The organism is Streptomyces sp. NPDC058371, from assembly GCF_042723265.1.
Taxonomy (GTDB): domain Bacteria; phylum Actinomycetota; class Actinomycetes; order Streptomycetales; family Streptomycetaceae; genus Streptomyces.
The window spans coordinates 18,201-35,891 of the sequence record NZ_JBHXJC010000003.1 but is presented as its reverse complement, the minus strand read 5'-3'; the positions used below and the strand labels follow the sequence as shown (position 1 = coordinate 35,891).

At 70.2% G+C, this 17,691-nt stretch carries 18 protein-coding genes; 11 read left to right on the top strand and 7 right to left on the bottom strand.

The window, feature by feature from the left end; translation table 11 throughout:
- The first annotated feature begins 38 nt into the window (after positions 1-38).
- The 7 genes from ACFWM2_RS11705 (at position 39) to pstB (ending at position 8,457) form a co-directional block, all read left to right on the top strand.
- The gene (locus tag ACFWM2_RS11705) at positions 39-2,405 is read left to right on the top strand and encodes an RNA degradosome polyphosphate kinase (protein WP_383276640.1); all 2,367 of its coding nucleotides are present in this window, start codon (positions 39-41) and stop codon (positions 2,403-2,405) included.
- Positions 2,386-3,510 carry a CHAD domain-containing protein gene (locus ACFWM2_RS11700; protein WP_383276637.1) on the top strand — a complete coding sequence of 375 codons (1,125 nt, stop codon included), beginning with the start codon at positions 2,386-2,388 and terminating at the stop codon, positions 3,508-3,510. The genes ACFWM2_RS11705 and ACFWM2_RS11700 overlap by 20 nt, the downstream gene beginning before the upstream one ends.
- Before the next feature lie 71 nt (positions 3,511-3,581).
- Positions 3,582-3,998: an NUDIX hydrolase gene (locus ACFWM2_RS11695; RefSeq protein WP_383276634.1), complete on the top strand. Its 417-nt coding sequence runs from the start codon at positions 3,582-3,584 to the stop codon at positions 3,996-3,998.
- A gap of 338 nt (positions 3,999-4,336) precedes the next feature.
- Entirely contained in the window at positions 4,337-5,464 is a 1,128-nt protein-coding gene (gene pstS, locus ACFWM2_RS11690) for a phosphate ABC transporter substrate-binding protein PstS (protein WP_383276631.1), read from the top strand.
- Between the two features lie 100 nt (positions 5,465-5,564).
- Positions 5,565-6,572: a phosphate ABC transporter permease subunit PstC gene (gene pstC, locus ACFWM2_RS11685; RefSeq protein ID WP_383276628.1), complete on the top strand. Its 1,008-nt coding sequence runs from the start codon at positions 5,565-5,567 to the stop codon at positions 6,570-6,572.
- The gene (gene pstA, locus ACFWM2_RS11680) at positions 6,569-7,633 is read left to right on the top strand and encodes a phosphate ABC transporter permease PstA (protein ID WP_383276625.1); all 1,065 of its coding nucleotides are present in this window, start codon (positions 6,569-6,571) and stop codon (positions 7,631-7,633) included. Before pstC ends, pstA begins: the two co-directional genes overlap by 4 nt.
- Before the next feature lie 47 nt (positions 7,634-7,680).
- Complete coding sequence (pstB, locus tag ACFWM2_RS11675) at positions 7,681-8,457, top strand: phosphate ABC transporter ATP-binding protein PstB (RefSeq protein WP_383276622.1); 777 nt, start codon at positions 7,681-7,683, stop codon at positions 8,455-8,457.
- Between the two features lie 249 nt (positions 8,458-8,706).
- Here pstB and ACFWM2_RS11670 read toward each other — a convergent pair whose 3' ends face one another.
- Entirely contained in the window at positions 8,707-9,705 is a 999-nt protein-coding gene (locus ACFWM2_RS11670; protein ID WP_383276619.1) for an anion permease, read from the bottom strand.
- Between the two features lie 7 nt (positions 9,706-9,712).
- On the bottom strand, positions 9,713-10,333 hold the full coding sequence (locus tag ACFWM2_RS11665) for a DUF47 domain-containing protein (protein WP_383276616.1): 621 nt from the start codon (positions 10,331-10,333) through the stop codon (positions 9,713-9,715).
- Positions 10,334-10,569: 236 nt separating this feature from the next.
- Here ACFWM2_RS11665 and ACFWM2_RS11660 point away from each other — a divergent pair, with 236 nt between their 5' ends.
- Positions 10,570-10,926: a metal-sensitive transcriptional regulator gene (locus ACFWM2_RS11660; protein ID WP_383276613.1), complete on the top strand. Its 357-nt coding sequence runs from the start codon at positions 10,570-10,572 to the stop codon at positions 10,924-10,926.
- 87 nt (positions 10,927-11,013) lie between these two features.
- Here ACFWM2_RS11660 and ACFWM2_RS11655 read toward each other — a convergent pair whose 3' ends face one another.
- Entirely contained in the window at positions 11,014-11,199 is a 186-nt protein-coding gene (locus ACFWM2_RS11655; RefSeq protein WP_383276610.1) for a hypothetical protein, read from the bottom strand.
- 121 nt (positions 11,200-11,320) lie between these two features.
- Positions 11,321-12,163 (bottom strand): hypothetical protein, encoded by an 843-nt coding sequence (locus ACFWM2_RS11650; protein ID WP_383276607.1) that lies wholly within the window; start codon positions 12,161-12,163, stop codon positions 11,321-11,323.
- A gap of 118 nt (positions 12,164-12,281) precedes the next feature.
- Here ACFWM2_RS11650 and ACFWM2_RS11645 point away from each other — a divergent pair, with 118 nt between their 5' ends.
- Entirely contained in the window at positions 12,282-12,452 is a 171-nt protein-coding gene (locus tag ACFWM2_RS11645; RefSeq protein ID WP_383276604.1) for a hypothetical protein, read from the top strand.
- Between the two features lie 22 nt (positions 12,453-12,474).
- On the opposite strand, the gene ACFWM2_RS11640 is transcribed toward ACFWM2_RS11645, so the two are convergent.
- Positions 12,475-13,455, bottom strand: a complete 981-nt coding sequence (locus ACFWM2_RS11640) for a GlxA family transcriptional regulator (protein ID WP_383276601.1) — start codon at positions 13,453-13,455, stop codon at positions 12,475-12,477.
- A gap of 72 nt (positions 13,456-13,527) precedes the next feature.
- On the opposite strand from ACFWM2_RS11640, the gene ACFWM2_RS11635 reads away from it, so the two are divergent.
- Complete coding sequence (locus ACFWM2_RS11635) at positions 13,528-13,872, top strand: cupin domain-containing protein (RefSeq protein WP_383276598.1); 345 nt, start codon at positions 13,528-13,530, stop codon at positions 13,870-13,872.
- Positions 13,873-13,965: 93 nt separating this feature from the next.
- On the top strand, positions 13,966-15,537 hold the full coding sequence (locus ACFWM2_RS11630; RefSeq protein WP_383276595.1) for an FAD-binding oxidoreductase: 1,572 nt from the start codon (positions 13,966-13,968) through the stop codon (positions 15,535-15,537).
- A gap of 61 nt (positions 15,538-15,598) precedes the next feature.
- Here the strand turns inward: ACFWM2_RS11630 and ACFWM2_RS11625 are convergent, their stop codons facing one another.
- Positions 15,599-16,300 carry a phosphatase PAP2 family protein gene (locus tag ACFWM2_RS11625; protein ID WP_383276592.1) on the bottom strand — a complete coding sequence of 234 codons (702 nt, stop codon included), beginning with the start codon at positions 16,298-16,300 and terminating at the stop codon, positions 15,599-15,601.
- A 224-nt stretch (positions 16,301-16,524) separates the two neighbouring features.
- The gene (locus tag ACFWM2_RS11620) at positions 16,525-17,532 is read right to left on the bottom strand and encodes an NlpC/P60 family protein (RefSeq protein WP_383278271.1); all 1,008 of its coding nucleotides are present in this window, start codon (positions 17,530-17,532) and stop codon (positions 16,525-16,527) included.
- Between the last annotated feature and the right edge of the window lie 159 nt (positions 17,533-17,691).

Here is a 17,691-nt window from a genome sequence, read left to right as displayed (position 1 = left end):
GTAACCATCGATTCAGACGAGCTTGCGACCCTCGGCGAATGAACCCCGCCGTGCCCGAGCACTCGCCGCCCCCGGAGAACGGGAAGGCCGGGGGAAGCGGTCGCTTCGTCACCGCCCTCCCGCCCGCCCTGTCCGACGCGCCTGTCTCGCCCCCGGCGCGGAAGAATGGGGGAATGAACCAGCCCAGCGCTCAGGCACAGGTCCAGCACCCGCAGCCCTCCGTGGGCTCCATAGCCGCGCACCGCCCGCACACCGTGGCGGCGGCGGTCTCCGACCTGGAACCCGACATCGACGCCGACCTCGACGCGTACGAGGAGGCGGACCAGGACGGCCCCCAGTTGCCGCAGGGCCGGTTCCTGGACCGGGAGCGCAGCTGGCTGGCCTTCAACGAACGAGTGCTGGAGCTCGCCGAGGACCCGAACACGCCCCTCCTCGAACGAGCGAACTTCCTGGCGATCTTCGCCAGCAATCTGGACGAGTTCTTCATGGTCCGGGTGGCGGGCCTGAAGCGCCGTATCGCCACCGGCGTGGCCACCCGGTCCGCCTCGGGGCTCCAGCCCCGGGAAGTGCTGGAGATGATCTGGGCCCGCTCCCGCGAGCTGATGGCCCGGCACGCGGCCTGCTATCAGGAGGACGTCGCCCCCGCGCTCGCGGAGGAGGGCATCCACCTGGTCCGCTGGAGCGAGTTGACCGAGAAGGAGCAGGCCCGCCTCTTCACGCTCTTCCGCCACCAGATCTTCCCGGTGCTGACCCCGCTGGCGGTCGACCCCGCGCACCCCTTCCCGTACATCTCGGGCCTCTCGCTGAACCTCGCGGTCGTCGTACGGAATCCGGTCAGCGGCCACCGCCACTTCGCGCGCGTCAAGGTCCCGCCGCTGCTCTCCCGCTTCCTGGAAGCCGCCCCGAACCGCTACGTCCCCATGGAGGACGTGATCGCGGCACACCTGGAGGAGCTGTTCCCGGGCATGGAGGTGTTGGAGCACCACACCTTCCGCGTCACCCGCAACGAGGACCTCGAGGTCGAGGAGGACGACGCCGAGAACCTGCTCCAGGCGCTGGAGAAGGAACTCATGCGCCGCCGCCTCGGACCGCCGGTGCGCCTGGAGGTCGAGGAGTCCATCGACCGGTACGTCCTCGATCTCCTCGTCCGCGAGCTGAAGATCAGCGAGGCCGAGGTGTACCCGCTGCCGGGTCCCCTGGACCTCACGGGCCTCTTCGGCATCGGCGCCCTGGACCGCCCCGAGCTGAAGTACCCCAAGTTCATCGCGGGCACCCACCGCGATCTCGCCGAGGTCGAGTCGGCGTCGCCGCCCGACATCTTCGCCGCCCTGCGCGAGCGGGACGTCCTGCTCCACCACCCGTACGACTCCTTCTCCACCTCCGTCCAGGCCTTCCTGGAGCAGGCGGCGGGCGACCCGGACGTACTGGCCATCAAGCAGACCCTGTACCGGACGTCGGGCGACTCACCGATCGTCGACGCGCTGATCGACGCGGCCGAGTCCGGCAAGCAGGTCCTCGTGCTGGTCGAGATCAAGGCCCGCTTCGACGAGCAGGCCAACATCAAGTGGGCCCGCAAGCTGGAGGAGTCGGGCTGCCACGTCGTGTACGGGCTCGTCGGTCTGAAGACCCACTGCAAGCTGTCGCTGGTGGTCCGGCAGGAGGGCGACACCCTCCTGCGCTACTCCCACGTGGGGACGGGCAACTACCACCCGAAGACCGCCCGGTTGTACGAGGACCTGGGGCTGCTGACCGCCGACCCGCAGGTCGGCGCGGACCTCTCCGACCTGTTCAACCGACTCTCGGGCTACTCCCGCCGCGAGACCTACCGCCGGCTCCTGGTCGCCCCCAAGTCCCTGCGCGACGGCCTGATCGCCCGGATCAACAAGGAGGCCCAGCACCACGCGGCGGGCCGCCCCGCCTACGTCCGCATCAAGGTCAACTCCATGGTGGACGAGGCGATCATCGACGCCCTGTACCGCGCGTCCCAGGCCGGTGTCCCGGTCGACGTGTGGGTCCGCGGCATCTGCGCGGTCCGCCCCGGCGTCACCGGCCTCTCCGAGAACATCCGGGTCCGCTCGATACTCGGCCGCTTCCTCGAACACTCCCGGCTCTTCGCCTTCGGCAACGGCGGCGAACCCGAAGTGTGGATCGGCAGCGCCGACATGATGCACCGCAACCTCGACCGCCGGATCGAAGCACTGGTCAGGGTCACCGACCCGGCCCACCGGGCCGCCCTCAGCCGGCTCCTGGAGACCGGCATGTCCGACACCACCTCCTCCTGGCACCTGGGCTCCGACGGCGAGTGGACCCGGCACGCGACCGACCCGGACGGCCAGCCCCTGCGCAACGTCCAGGAGATGCTCATAGACGCGCGGAGGCGCCGGCGTGGCACAGCAACACCTTGACCCCACGGACCCGTTGGCCGGGCCGGTGTCCGGGGACGCCCTCGCGGGCTACCTGCGGGCCCAGGCAACGGAGTTCCTCCGCGCACTGCGCCGGCACCGGGAGACCGGCGGCGAGGGAAGTCCCGCCGCCCGGACGAAACCGCGGCCGGGGGAGAACTCCTCGCCGGCCGCCGTCGACGCGGCGCGCGCCCTGCGCCGCTCGGCCCGCCGGATCAGCGGCACCCTGCACACCTTCCGGCCCCTGCTCGACCCCGACTGGTCCGAGGCCATGCGCCCCGAACTGGCGTGGCTGTCCGGCACGTTGGCACGGGAGCACGCGTACGCGGCCCGCCAGGAACGGCTGTTGCTGGCCCTGCACCGGCTCTCGGGCTCGTCCGCCTTCCCGGCCCAGTCGGCGATGCCCGGCCGCGCGGCCGGGTCGCTCGGCACGACCGAACCCGGCGCCGGCCCGCGCGACCGGTCCGGCGGCATCCCCGAGCGGGGCCAGCTGACCGTGGGCGCCGCGAAGGCCGGCGCACTGCTGGAGCGCCAGCTGACCCTGGCCCGCACCCGGGCCCACTCGGCGGCCCTCCAGGCGCTGGGTTCCTCCCGCTTCCACGCGGTCGCCGACAGCGTCGCCGTACTGGCCAGCGAGGTCCCCCTGGCCCCCGCCGCGACCACCGCCGACCTGCGCCCGCCGGCCGCCGCGGCCGAGGAGCGCCTCGGCGACGCGGTCGCCGCCCTGCCACTGATCACCGCGGGCCACCCCTACAACGCGGAGGCCCTCGTGCACGGCCTCTCCGCGGATACGGCGCCCCAGCCGCAGGACGCCCCCTGGCACCAGGTCCGCCTGCTGCTGCGCCTGCACCGCTACGCCCGGGAGGTCCTGTACGGCGAGGAGGCCCCCGTGGACGTCCACCTGCTGCACGCGGGCCGCGCCCTGCACCGGCACCGGGACGCGGCGGAGGCGGCGTCGGCCGCGGCGTCGGCGGCCCGCACCCCCCGCATCGCCCCGGCGACGGCGTACGCCCTCGGAGTGCTCCACGCCGACCAGCGACACGAGGTCGAGGCGGCCCGGTTCGCCTTCCAGCAGTCCTGGGCGAAGGAGACCGTGCACGCCCCGTGAACCGTCGGGGGCCCGGTGAACCGGCAGGCGCCCCACCGCGAGATCCGGCCACACATGGAGGGAGGCGTCTCATGACCGACGAGACCACGATCCTGGCCGCCGGCTGCGTCCTGTGGCGCCGCTCCCCCGTCCACGGGGAGCTGGAGATCTGTCTGGTCCATCGCCCTAAATATGACGATTGGTCCCATCCCAAAGGCAAGCTCAAGCCCGGCGAGGACGCCCTGACCGGCGCGCTGCGCGAGGTCGGGGAGGAGACGGGGTACGCGGCCACGCCCGGTGCCGTCCTGCCCACCCTCGGCTATGTCACCGGCGGCCGCCCGAAGGAGGTCCGCTACTGGGCCGCCGAGGCCACGCAGGGTCACTTCACGCCGAACCGCGAGGTGGACCGCGTGCTGTGGCTCACCCCCTCGGCGGCCCGGCACCGCCTCACCCAGCCCAGGGACCGGGATCTGGTCGGCGCCCTGCTCAGCGCCCTGCACCTCGCCTAGAGCGCCTCGTCCACCCCGTACGGCGACCCCCGGCCGCATACGGCTCTTGCCCCCTCGCGTGGAAACCTGAGCGATTACGCCCGGTTGCCTAGAGTTGCCCGTGTGATCCGAGTTGTCGGAAACCGACCCGTGTCCTCGACGTGAGCGTTCCGTGACCTCACCGCACCGTCCGCAGGGGTTCACCCCCCGTTCACCTTCGTCCATCGGCGCCTTCACCTGTTCTGCCTAATTTCGGCCTTACGCGGTGCGGGCCGCTTCACGGACGTGGCGCCCGCACGACACGACACCGACTTCGCACGCCGCCCCCCGACGGCGGCTCCTGGAAGGAACTCCCGAAAGTGAAGCTTCAGCGCACGAACCGGCTTCGCGCCCTCTCGCTCGGCGCGGTCGCCGTCTCCGGCGCCCTGGCCCTCACGGCGTGCGGCTCGGACGACACCGGCAACAGCAACGGTGGCTCCAGCTCGGCCCCGGCCAACAGCGCCATCAAGTGCGACAACGCCAAGGGGCAGCTGCAGGCCTCCGGGTCCTCCGCGCAGAAGAACGCGATCGACGCCTGGATCAAGGCGTACTCCGCCTCCTGCAAGGGCGTGCAGATCAACTACAACCCGACGGGTTCCGGCGCCGGTGTCACGGCGTTCACCCAGGGCCAGACCGCGTTCGCCGGCTCGGACTCGCCGCTGAAGCCCGAAGAGGTCACCGCTGCCGAGAAGGCCTGCGGCGGCAACAAGGCGATCGACCTGCCCATGGTCGGCGGCCCGATCGCGATCGGCTACAACCTGCCGGGCGTGGACAGCCTGACCCTGGACGCCTCGACGATCGCCAAGATCTTCGACGGCAAGATCAAGACCTGGGACGACGCGGCGATCAAGAAGCTGAACACGGGCGCCAAGCTCCCCAGCACCAAGATCCAGACGTTCCACCGCTCGGACGACTCCGGCACCACGGACAACTTCACCAAGTACCTGAAGGCCGTCGCCCCGTCCGACTGGAAGTACTCGGGCGGCAAGGCCTGGCAGGCCTCCGGCGGCCAGTCCGCCCAGGGCTCCTCCGGTCTGGCGCAGCAGGTCAAGCAGACCACCGGCGCGATCTCGTACTTCGAGCTCTCCTACGCCGGCGACGGCGTCAACACCGTCGACCTGAAGACCGAGGCCGCCACGCCGGTCAAGGCCACCGTGGAGAACGCCACCAAGGCGATCGCCACCGCCAAGGTCGCCGGCACCGGCAAGGACCTGTCGCTGGAGCTGAACTACAAGCCGACCGAGGAGGGCGCCTACCCGCTCACCCTGGTCACCTACGAGATCGTCTGCGAGAAGGGCAACAAGGCCGACACCCTGGCCGCCACCAAGTCCTTCCTCACCTACATCGCGAGCGAGGACGGTCAGCAGCAGCTGGCCACGGCGAAGTACGCGCCGATCCCCGACGAGATCATCACGAAGGTCCGCGAGACCATCTCGGGCCTGAGCTGACCTGAGCGTGCGGTCCGCCTCGCCGAGGCGGGCCGCACCGTCCGGTGCACCGCCGCCTGGAGCCGCCACCCACCACGGCTCCGCAGACCGGAGACTCCTGATGGACATATCGACACAGAACCCTGAAGCACCTCCCCCCGCACCAGCGCCTTCCGCCGACCAGCAGAAGCGCGCGAGCCGTGGCGCCACCCGCCCCGGAGACCGGATCTTCCTCGGTCTCTCCCGCGGTTCCGGCATCTTCCTGCTGGTGATCATGGCCGCCATCGCGGTCTTCCTCACCTATCGCGCGACCATCGCGATCAGCAAGGACCACGGCAACTTCCTCACCACCTTCGAGTGGACCACCACCGTCGACCCGCCGGTTTTCGGCATCGCGGTGCTGGCCTTCGGCACGGTCGTCTCGGCGATCATCGCCATGGCCCTCGCGGTCCCGGTCGCGGTCGGCATCGCCCTGTTCATCACGCACTACGCTCCGCGCAAGCTCGGCGGGCCCATCGCGTACGTGATCGACCTGCTGGCCGCCGTGCCGTCCATCGTGTACGGCCTCTGGGGCGCCCTCGTCCTCGTGCCGCACATGAACGGCCTCTTCGGCTGGCTCGACCACTACTTCGGCTGGACCGGCATCTTCGAGTGGCAGGGCGGCGCCCCGCGCTCGATGCTCACCGTCGGCATCCTGCTCGCGATCATGATCCTCCCGATCATCACCAACGTGAGCCGCGAGGTCTTCCGCCAGGTCCCGCAGACGCAGGAGGAGGCGGCCCTCGCCCTCGGCGCCACGCGCTGGGAGGTCATCCGCATGTCGGTGCTGCCCTTCGGCCGCTCCGGTGTGATCTCCGCCTCGATGCTCGGCCTCGGCCGCGCGCTCGGCGAGACGATGGCAGTCGCCACGGTCCTCTCCCCGACCTTCGACATCAACGCGAGCCTGCTCGACCCGGGCGGCGGCACCTTCGCCCAGAACATCGCGAGCAAGTTCAGCGAGGCCACCGAGCTGGGCCAGGACGCGCTGATCGCCTCCGGTCTCGTCCTGTTCGTCATCACGCTGCTGGTCAACGGCGCGGCGCGGATCATCATCAACCGCCGCAAGGAGTACTCGGGGGCCAACGCATGAGCCACGCAGCCGTCACCGAAAAGCGCCCCAGCGCCCTGCAGGGCGCGCGCCTGCCCAAGTGGGGGCCGTGGGCGATCGCCGTGGGCTCCGTGGTCCTCGCCGTGGGGATCGGCCTGGCCGGCGGCCTCGACAGCCACGTCCAGTGGGGCCTGATCGCCGCGCTTCTCTTCGTCTTCGGTACGTACGTCATCGCGGCGCGCGTCGAGGGCCGCCGGCAGGCCAAGGACCGGATCGCGACCAGCCTCGTCTGGGTCTGCTTCCTCATCGCCATCGTCCCGCTGGCCTCCCTGATCTGGGAGACCGCGAAGCGCGGCGTGAAGGTCTTCGACGTCTACTTCCTGACCCACTCGATGGGCGTGGTCGCCGACACCGAGCCCGGCGGCGGTATCTACCACGCGATCATCGGCACGCTGGAGCAGGTCGGCATCGCCACCGTGATCGCCGTGCCGGTGGGTGTCCTGACCGCGATCTACCTGGTCGAGTACGGCCGGGGCAGGCTCGCCAAGGCCGTCACCTTCTTCGTCGACGTCATGACGGGCATCCCGTCGATCGTCGCCGGCCTGTTCGTCCTCAGCTTCTGGATCCTGATCCTGGACATGGGCTACTCCGGCTTCGCCGGTTCGCTGGCCCTGTCGATCCTGATGATGCCCGTGGTGGTCCGCTCCACGGAGGAGATGCTCAAGCTCGTACCGAACGAGCTGCGCGAGGCCTCCCTCGCGCTGGGTGTCCCGAAGTGGCGCACGATTGTGAAGGTGGTCCTGCCGACCTCCATCGGCGGCATCACCACGGGCGTGATGCTCGCGGTCGCGCGCATCACGGGTGAGACCGCTCCGGTACTCCTGCTGGTGTGGGGTACCGGGTTCATCAACACCAACCCGTTCAAGGATCCACAGGCCTCGCTGCCGCTGTACATCTACCAGCAGTACGCGAACAGCGCTGGCTCCGGCGCCGCCTACGACCGGGCCTGGGCGGCGGCACTCGCCCTCATCGCCTTCGTCATGATCCTGAACCTGGCGGCCCGCGGCATCGCCCGCTGGAAGGCCCCGAGGACGGGCCGCTGAAGCGGCCACTCAGCGACCCGAACCCCTTGAAAGAAGCAGTGAGTGACATGGCCAAGCGAATCGACGTAAGCGGGCTGACCGCCTACTACAGCGCCCACAAGGCGATCGAAGACATCTCCATGACCGTCGAGCCCCGCTCGGTGACGGCCTTCATCGGCCCCTCCGGTTGCGGCAAGTCCACGTTCCTGCGCACCCTGAACCGGATGCACGAGGTCACCCCCGGCGGTCGCGTCGAGGGCAAGGTCCTCCTGGACGACGAGGACCTCTACGGCCAGGGCATCGACCCCGTCGCCGTACGCCGCACGGTCGGCATGGTCTTCCAGCGCCCGAACCCCTTCCCCACCATGTCGATCTTCGACAACGTGGCGGCGGGCCTGCGCCTGAACGGCTCGTACAAGAAGTCCGAGCTGAACGACGTGGTCGAGAAGTCCCTGAAGGGCGCGAACCTCTGGAACGAGGTCAAGGACCGGCTGAACAAGCCCGGCTCGGGCCTGTCCGGCGGTCAGCAGCAGCGCCTGTGCATCGCCCGCGCCATCGCGGTCGAGCCCCAGGTCCTCCTCATGGACGAGCCCTGCTCGGCCCTCGACCCGATCTCCACCCTCGCGATCGAGGACCTGATCGGGGAGCTCAAGGAGCGCTTCACGATCGTCATCGTGACGCACAACATGCAGCAGGCCGCCCGTGTCTCCGACCGCACCGCCTTCTTCAACCTCTCCGCGGTCGGCCGCCCCGGCAAGCTCATCGAGATCGACGACACGGAGCGCATCTTCTCCAACCCGTCGGTCCAGGCGACAGAGGACTACATCTCGGGCCGCTTCGGCTGAGCCCACCGCCTCCCCATACTCCTCGCGGTGCTGCATGGCGGTGCCACCGCGAGGAAAAAGGGCCCGCCCCCGACTACGGGGGCGGGCCCAGCTGCATTTCAGCCCGTCCGGCGCTCGAGGACGAGCACGAAGCCCTCGTTTCAGCCCGCCCGGCGCTTGAGGACAAGCGCGTCAGGGCGATGGGGGCCCTGGGGGCGCAGCCCCCAGAATCGGGTCGGGCAGGGGCGGAGGGGGCGAAAACCCGCCGCCCTACAGAATCGCCACGTTCACGATCCAGAAGCTGACGGCAGCCACAATCCCGGCCGCGGGCATCGTGATGAACCACCCCAGGATGATGTTCTTGGCAACACCCCACCGCACCGCGTTCACCCGCTTCGTGGCCCCCACGCCCATGATCGCGGAAGTGATCACGTGCGTAGTGGAGATGGGCGCCTTGAACAGAAACGCGGTGGCGAACATGATCGACGCCCCCGTCGTCTCCGCGGCGAAGCCCTGCGGCGGATCCAGCTCGATGATCTTGCGCCCCAGCGTCCGCATGATCCGCCATCCACCGGCATACGTGCCCAGCGACAGCATCAGCGCACAGGCGATCTTCACCCACACCGGAATGGGGTCGTCCGAGCCCTGGACATCCCCGATGACCAGCGCCATCACCACAATGCCCATCGTCTTCTGCGCGTCCTGCAGACCGTGCCCGAGCGCCATCCCGGCCGCCGACACCGTCTGCGCGATCCGGAACCCCCGCTTGGCCTTGTGCGGATTCGACTTCCGGAAGAGCCACATGATCGCGCACATCACCAGATAGCCGACGATCAGACCGACCACCGGCGAGATGAACATCGGGATGACGACCTTGTCGAGGACACCGGACCAGTAGACGGTGGTGCCGCCCGCGAGCGCCGCGCCCACCATGCCGCCGAACAGCGCGTGGGAGGAGGACGACGGCAGACCGAAGTACCAGGTGACGAGGTTCCAGACGATGGCACCGATCAGCGCCGCGAAGAGGATCCCCATTCCCTTGGAACCCTCGGGTGTCTGGATCAGACCCTTGCTGACGGTGTGAGCGACGCCACTGCCGAGAAAGGCACCCGCGAGGTTCATCACGGCCGCCATGGCGAGCGCGGCCCGCGGGGTCAGCGCCCGCGTGGACACCGAGGTCGCGATGGCGTTCGCCGAGTCGTGAAAGCCGTTCGTGTACGTGAATCCGAGCGCGACCGCGATGGTCACGATCAAAGCGAAGGTGTCCATGAAGGGGTCAGGACTCCTTGACGGAGATGGTCTCCACCGTGTTCGCCACGTGCTCGAACGCGTCCGCCGCCTCCTCCAGCACATCCACGATCTGCTTGAGCTTCAGCACCTCGATGGCTTCGTACTTGCCGTTGAAGAGCTGGGCCAGCAGCTTGCGGTGGATCTGGTCGGCCTGGTTCTCGAGGCGGTTGACCTCGATCCAGTACTCGGTCAGGTTGTCCATGGTCCGCAGGTTCGGCATGGCCTCGGCGGTCAGTTCCGCCGCCCTGGCCAGCACCTCGATCTGCTGTTCCACTCCCTTGGGAAGCTCCTCGACCTGGTACAGCACGACCAGGTCGACGGCCTCCTCCATGAAGTCCATGATGTCGTCGAGGCACGAGGCGAGGTTGTAGATGTCCTCGCGGTCGAACGGCGTGATGAACGAGGAGTTCAGCTGGTGGAAGATCGCATGCGTGGCGTCGTCGCCGGCGTGTTCCGCGGCCCGCATACGCTCTGCGATCTCGGCCCGGCCGGCGGTGTCCGCCCCGAGCAGTTCCATGAGGAGCTTCGAGCCCGTGACGATGTTGTCCGCGGATGCGGCGAACATGTCGTAGAAGCTCGTCTCCCTGGGGGTCAGACGAAAGCGCACGTGGGGTCCTCGGGGTCCTTTTGGTTCGGTCAGGCTGATGCTAGGCGCATCATCCGGCCACGGCTAACCGGCCGTCTCCCAGTGTCGCCCATCAGGCACAGTGCTCAGCACAGGGTCGGGCCCCAGCAACGGGCAAGGGCCCTATACCCAGCGAAATTCGATACCATATACCCACCAGGGGTATATGTAACCGGCGAACCCGACAGGTTCGCCGACCGGATCAGCAGGAGGACGCGATGACGACCACCGAGGCCGGCGCGACGGCGCCCTCCGGCCAGCCGCAGGAGATCGTGACGGACCACGACCGCGGCGTGCACGGGTATCACCACCAGAAGGACGAGCACCTCAAGCGGCTGCGTCGTATCGAGGGCCAGATCCGCGGTCTGCAGCGCATGGTCGACGAGGACGTGTACTGCATCGACATACTCACGCAGGTCTCCGCCTCCACCAAGGCCCTGCAGTCCTTCGCGCTCCAGCTCCTGGAGGAGCACCTGCGCCACTGCGTGGCGGACGCGGCCGTCAAGGGCGGCGAGGAGATCGACGCGAAGGTCGAAGAAGCCACGAAGGCGATCGGCCGCCTGCTCCGCACCTGACGGTCCGGACACCGGACCGAGGCGAACCCCAGCCGGCCGGGCACCCGACGCGGATCACCGGACCGAACCGGAGTCGAGGGCACCGGACTACGCGTGCGCGTCCCGCTCCCGCCCGCGCTCCTCGGCCACCTTCAGCACCTCGTCGATGCTCTCCAGGCTGAGCCGGTCCTCGCCGGCGGCCGACGCGGCGATGATCAGGTCCCCGCACAGCTCGATCTCGGCGAGCGCCACGTGGTCCTGGACTGCCGTACCGCCGAGCGGAGCCACGTGCATCACCTCTTCCTGCCGTCACCGACTTCCTAGAGTAGGGAGCGCCCTGCACGACGCGCATGGCACCAACGGACCATTTCCGGCCCCGCACATTCCGGCCGCTCCCGCCCCCTCGACCGTGGCTCTACGGCTCGGCGATCTTGCCGGCGAAGATGTCCGCGGCCCCCGGAAGCCGTACGTCGACGGGTGCCCCGAAGTCGTACAGCAGGGTCGTCGAGGCGACCGCGACGGTACCTTTCCGCTGTCCGTTGACAAAGCTGAACCGGTGCCGGACCTTGCGGATCCGCCCCTGGTCGTCGAGGTAGACGTCGAACGGGACGTCGGCGGTGGCGAACCCCTCGGCCGCCGCCTTCAACGCGTCCCGGTGGCCGGCCGAGGCCCGCCGCGCGGCGAGGTCCAGGTCGGCGGTGCCTCGATAGTGCCGTACCGCAGTCCCGGCCACCTCGGTCCTGCCGACGTATGCCGCGGTGCGCGTGCCGCGCAGCAACTCGGCCGCCGTGAACGGGTCGGTGGCGCCGCCCGTGACGAGGTTCCCGTCGGAGAGCGTCGCCGTCTCGACGCGCACCCACTTGTCGGCGGGCACACCGGCGCCGCGGTTCTTCATGAACAGGGCGTCCGGGGCGAGGAGTTCGGTGATGGGCCGGTGCTCGGCGGCGCCGGCCGGGTCCTGAGGGAGCATCACCTTCAGCTGCCCGAGGCGCTCCTCGTAGTCGTACACGCCCTCGCCGCGGATGGTGACCCGGGTGCCGCCGGTGGCCATCTCCATGGACGTACGGGCCTTGGAACTGCCCGCCCGCTGCAATGCGGCGGCGGACTGGCGCACCACCTCGATCGAGTCGGCGCCGGTCCGCCCGTCCTCGGCCGCGGCCCCGCCGCCCGCACACCCCGTGCCGCCGACCATGACCCCCAGCGCGGTGACGACGGCGACGACCGTCGGCCCGGTACGCCTGTGCTCGCGCTCCACCATCGCCTGCCTACCCCCAAGCCGGTCCGTCCGTCCACGGGCCCCCTGCCGCTTAACGACGGCTGGAAGTCCCCGTCACGCGCACACCGGGCGTTCACTTGGGCTGGGTAACGTTGTCAGGGTGGCGCAGCAGGACGAGGCGAACCCTCCCCAGGAACACCGCACGACGACGACCGAGCAGGGCCGCTTCTGTCTGGCCCGCTGTACCTGCGGCTGGCGGGGCCCGGCCAGACGGGCCCGCAGCCTGGCCCGCACGGACGCAACAACCCACACCGCCGGCCCGTTCGCCTAGTTCCGAGCCGCCGCAGGCTCGTTCACCCGGCCGCTCGGACCCCGTCCGCCCCGTCCCGGCCGAACACCCGTCGGTACGCCCCCGGTGTCGTGCCCAGGGCCGTCCGGAAGTGTCGGCGCAGATTGACGGCGGAGGACAGGCCCACCCGCAGGGCGACGGTCTCGACCGGCAGGCCGGTCTCCTCCAGGAGCAGCCGTGCCGCGTCGAGGCGGCGGGCCAGCAGCCACTGGCCGGGGCTGATCCCGAGCTGCTCGGCGAAGCGGCGGGCCAGGGTGCGCGCCGAGACGCCGGCCCGCTCGGCGAGCCGGTCCACCGTCAGCGCACCGTCGAGCCGCCCGAGGGCCCACTCCAGGACCGGCCCCAGGGAGACGTCGGCCGGCGCGGGCGCGGTGGGCGGCGCCACGTACTGGAGCTGGCTGCCCTCCCGGCGCGGCGGGAGCACCATGCTCCGGGCCACCGCGGCGGCGTACGAGGCGCCGTGGTCACGCCGTACGAGGTGCAGGCACAGGTCCACCCCCGCGCCGGTCCCGGCGCTCGTGGCGACGTCCCCGTGGTCCACGAACAGCACGTCCGGGTCCACCTCGACCGCCGGGAACGCGGCCGCGAACTGTTCCGTGCGCCGCCAGTGCGTGGTGGCCCGCCGCCCGTCGAGCAGTCCGGCCCGCGCCAGTACGAACGCCCCGGTGCAGATGGAGACGATCCGCGCCCCGCGCCGGTGCGCGGCCCGCAGCGCGTCCAGGACGGGCGCCGGGACGTCCGCGCCGGGCGGCTGCCATCCCGGTATCACCACGGTGTCGGCGTCCTCCAGGGCGGCCAGGCCGGCCTCCGCGACCAGCGCGTGCCCCACCGTCGTGCGCAGCGGGCCGGGCCGCTGCGCGCAGATCCGGAAGTCGTAGTGCGTGGGCAGATCCGGCCGTACGCCACCGAACACCTCGGCCGCGCAGGCGAGTTCGAAGGGCGACTGGGGTTCGTTGAGCAGCGCGACGACCCGGTGCGGTGGCATGGCAGGAATATACCCAGGGGTGTCATTCCAGACTCTCGCGCACCCCGGTCCGCCCCGGCCAGAGTGGGCACCATGACCGACCACCACGTGAACTCCCGCACGCACGAAGGCACTCCGGAAGCGACCGTCGTGCACATGGACGACATAGCGCCCGACGAGGTCGCCCCCGGCATCCTCCGGCGGCGCCTGCCCCGTACCGACCGAGCCCGCGCCTGGCTGATCGACTTCGCGCCCGGCACCGAGTGGCCGGAGGTCGACGTCCACGCCTCCGAGGAGCGGTACTTCGTCCTCTCCGGCGAGGTCGTCGAGGGTCCGGAGCGCCACGGCCCCGGCACGTACGTGGTCTTCGCGCCCGGCAGCAGCCACCGCCCCCGTACCGAGACCGGCGCCCGCATGCTCGGGATCACGGTCCTGTAGCGGTTACGTCCGCCGCTGGTCACGTCGGCGCCCCCGTGGAACCCTCGGGCCCGGACGCCCGTCTCGTTCCACGGGAACCAACGGGAGGCGCACATGCAACGGCGTACGTTCATCGGCTCGGCGACCGCCGCACTCGCGGCGGCGGCCACGTCCGCGTGCAGCGGCGGAAGCGACGGCACCGCCGCCGCCCCGGGCGCCGGCGAGACCGCGTCCACGGCGACAGATCTGCGGTCCGCCACCACGACCGGCACCCGGGCGGCCGCCAACTGGGCCGCGCTGGGCCGGGATCTGGACGGCGCCCTGATACGCCCGGGCGACCGCTCCTGGGCGGCCGCCCACCAGCTCTACAACACCCGCTTCGACTCCCTGAAGCCCGCCGCGGTCGCCTATGTGTCGCACACCGACGACATCCGCACCGCGCTCTCCTACGCCCGCGCGCACCACATCAACGTGGCGATCCGCAACGGCGGCCACTCCTACGCCGGCTGGTCCTCCGGGAACGGCCGCCTCGTCATCGACGTCTCCAAGCTGAACAAGATCCGTTCCTCCGGCGGTTCGGCCGTCGTCGGCGCCGGCTCCAAGCTGATCGACGTCTACCGCGCGCTCGCCGCGAAGGGCGTCACGATCCCCGCCGGCTCCTGCCCGACCGTCGGCGTCTCCGGTCTGACGCTCGGCGGCGGCCACGGCGTGGTCTCCCGCGCGTACGGCCTGACCTGCGACAGCCTCACCCAGGCCACGCTGATCACCGCCGACGGCAAGCAGCTCACCGCGAACGCGACGGAGAACAAGGACCTCTTCTGGGCCCTGCGCGGCGCGGGCAACGGCAACTTCGGTATCGTCACCGAGCTCCAGTTCAAGACCCACCCCGCGCCCCAGGCCGTCTCGGCGTACATGTCCTGGCCCTGGTCCAAGGCCGCCGCCATGGTGAAGGCGTGGCAGGAGTGGGGCCCGGACCAGCCGGACGAGATCTGGTCCTCGTGCCATCTCGCGAACGCGGCGGGCGGTACCCCCACGATCTCCGTCGCCGCCTTCTCCCTCGGCACCTACGGCGAGCTGCAGAACGCGGTGGACCGGCTCGCCGACCGGATCGGCGCCCCCGCGCGCAGTGTGTCGCTGAAGAGGCGGTCGTACGAGGACTCGATGGAGGTGTACGCGGGCTGCTCGTCCTTCGCGACGGACGCCCAGTGCCATCTGCCGGGCTCGACTCCGGGCCGTTCCCCGCAGGGCGCCCTCGGCCGGGAGACCTACGCGGCCCGCTCGGACTTCTTCGACCGGTCGATCTCGGCCGCCGGGATCCAGACGCTCCTGCACCAGATGTCGGGGGTCCGCGGCGGCGCGGGAAGCATCGCGCTCACCGCGCTCGGCGGGGCGGTCAACCGGGTCTCGCCCACCGCGACGGCCTTCGTCCACCGCCGTTCCCGGATGCTCGCCCAGTACATCGCCTCGTGGCAGGCGGGTACCTCGGGTACGACGGCCCAGTCCTGGCTGAATTCCGCCCACACGGCGATGCGCGGCCACGCCTCGGGCGCCGCGTACCAGAACTACACCGACCCCACGCTCACGAACTGGCGCAAGGCGTACTACGGCGATGCGGCGACCCGTCTGACCGCGCTGAAGAAGCAGTACGACCCCAACCACTTCTTCACGTACCCGCAGGCGCTGTAGCCGTCCCGCAGGCGCTGTAGCCGTCCCGCAGGCGCTGTAGCCGTCCCGCAGGCGCCGGAGGCTACGCCGCCAGGTCCCGGTCCTCCGGGAGCTCCGTCGAGGTGCCCGGGATCAGCAGGTCCCGCTCGGCGGGGACCGAACCCCGGGCCCGGATCAGCCACCCCGCCCGAGCCGACCGCTCCACCGCTTTGGTGACCGGCGTCAGCAGCGCCATGGCGAGCGGGGAGAGCAGCAGGGCGACCGCGGTGCCGAGGGCGAAGCCGCCGATGACGTCCGTCGGGTAGTGCACGCCCATGTAGACCCGGCAGAAGCCTTCGAGCAGCGCGAGCCCGATTCCGGCGAGACCGAACTTGCGGTTGGCGACGAAGAGACCGACGCCCATCGCCATGGTGAGCGTCGCGTGGTCGCTGACGAAGGAGAAGTCGTTCTTGCCGGACACCAGGACGTCGAGCCCCGGATGGTCGACGAAGGGCCGGGGCCGCTCCACGAAGCCGCGTATCGGCACGTTCACCAGCACGGCGATTCCGGCCGCCAGCGGCGCCCAGACCAGCGCGGCCACGGACGGCGCCGCGTCCTCGCCGCCCCGCTGCCGCACGCCCCGCCAGCACCACAGCACGAGCACCACCATGGCGAGCAGCAGCCCGTACTCACCCACGAACTCCATGCCGCGGTCGAACCACTGCGGCGCGTCCTTGGCCAGGCCATTGATGTCGTACAGCAGACCGACGTCGGGGTTGGAACCGGATTCGGCGAGTCCAGCCATTGCGCTGAGGCCCCTTCGTCGTCATTTCCCGCGACCGCACATGTTCGTGCGCCGCTCAGTGCCACCCCCGTGGTGGTCGCACCACGTTCCGCTTTTTCGGTCCGGGCTACATCAACAGGAACGCACACTCCCCTTCAGTACGTTCCACCCTCCACCGAATGATCACTCAGACGTTATCGAAGAGAGACCCATCGCCCCAGCTCAGGGGTGGGTTCAAGAGGGTTTCACACCGAGGTGGGCAATGCTTTCGCGCCATCCTCGGTGACCCGGGTCGCCCCGAAATAGTCCGGGGTGTCGACGGGGTCGAAACGGATCACGGCCCCCGTCCGCGGAGCGTCGATCATGTATCCGCCACCCACATAGATTCCGACGTGCCGGATGGCCCGGGAATCGGTGAGGTCGTCCGAGAAGAAGACGAGATCCCCCGGCAGGAGTTCGTCCCGCGAAGGGTGCGCGCCGGCGTTGTACTGGTCGTTGGCGACCCGCGGCAGGCTGACCCCGACGCTGTCGTACGCGGCCTTCGTCAGCCCCGAGCAGTCGAACCGTCCGCCCTGGTCAGCGGTGCCGTTGCCGCCCCAGAGATAGGGCGTGCCGAGCTTCTTCTGCGCGTAGTCGATGGCCACGGCCGCCTGCTTCGAGGGGTCGACCCGGTCCACGGGCCGGGCGAAGCTCTTCTCCAGGGTGGTGATCGTCTTCACATAGTTCTGGGTCTCCTTGTACGGCGGAACGCCCCCGTACTTGATGACCGCGTAAGCCCCCGCGTTGTACGCGGCGAGCATGTTCTCGGTGACGTTTCCCGGCGCGTCCTTCACATACGAGGCGAGCTTGCAGTCGTAGGACGCGGCCGATGGAATCGCGTCATTCGGGTCCCAGACGTCCCGGTCGCCGTCGCCGTCACCGTCGACTCCGTGCGTGGCCCAGGTCCCGGGAATGAATTGCGCTATTCCCTCGGCCGCGGCCGGGCTCTTCGCTTTCGGATTGAAGCCGCTCTCCTGGTAGAGCTGAGCGGCCAGCAGTGCCGGATTGATGGCACCGCAGAGATTGCCCCACTTCTGTACGAGCGGCTGGTACGCGGCGGGAACGGCCCCCTTGGCGAGTCCGACCGCCCCTCCCCCGATGCCGTTGGCGAGGTTCCCGGCGACCATGTAGACGCCGACGACGAGCAGCATCACGAAGGCGAGCCCCGTCCCGGCGGCTGCGGTCGCCACGATCCATGCCTTACGCACCGTCAACCGCCCCTCGCCGCCCAGGAGTCCGCCGAGGTCAGTGTAGAGGCGCACCCTGCGCGACGGGATGATCACACACAAAGAGAGACGGGCGCGCCCCGCCCTGTCGGCGGCGGTCGCTACGATCCATGCCCTACGCACGTCAACCGCTCCTCGCCGCCCAGG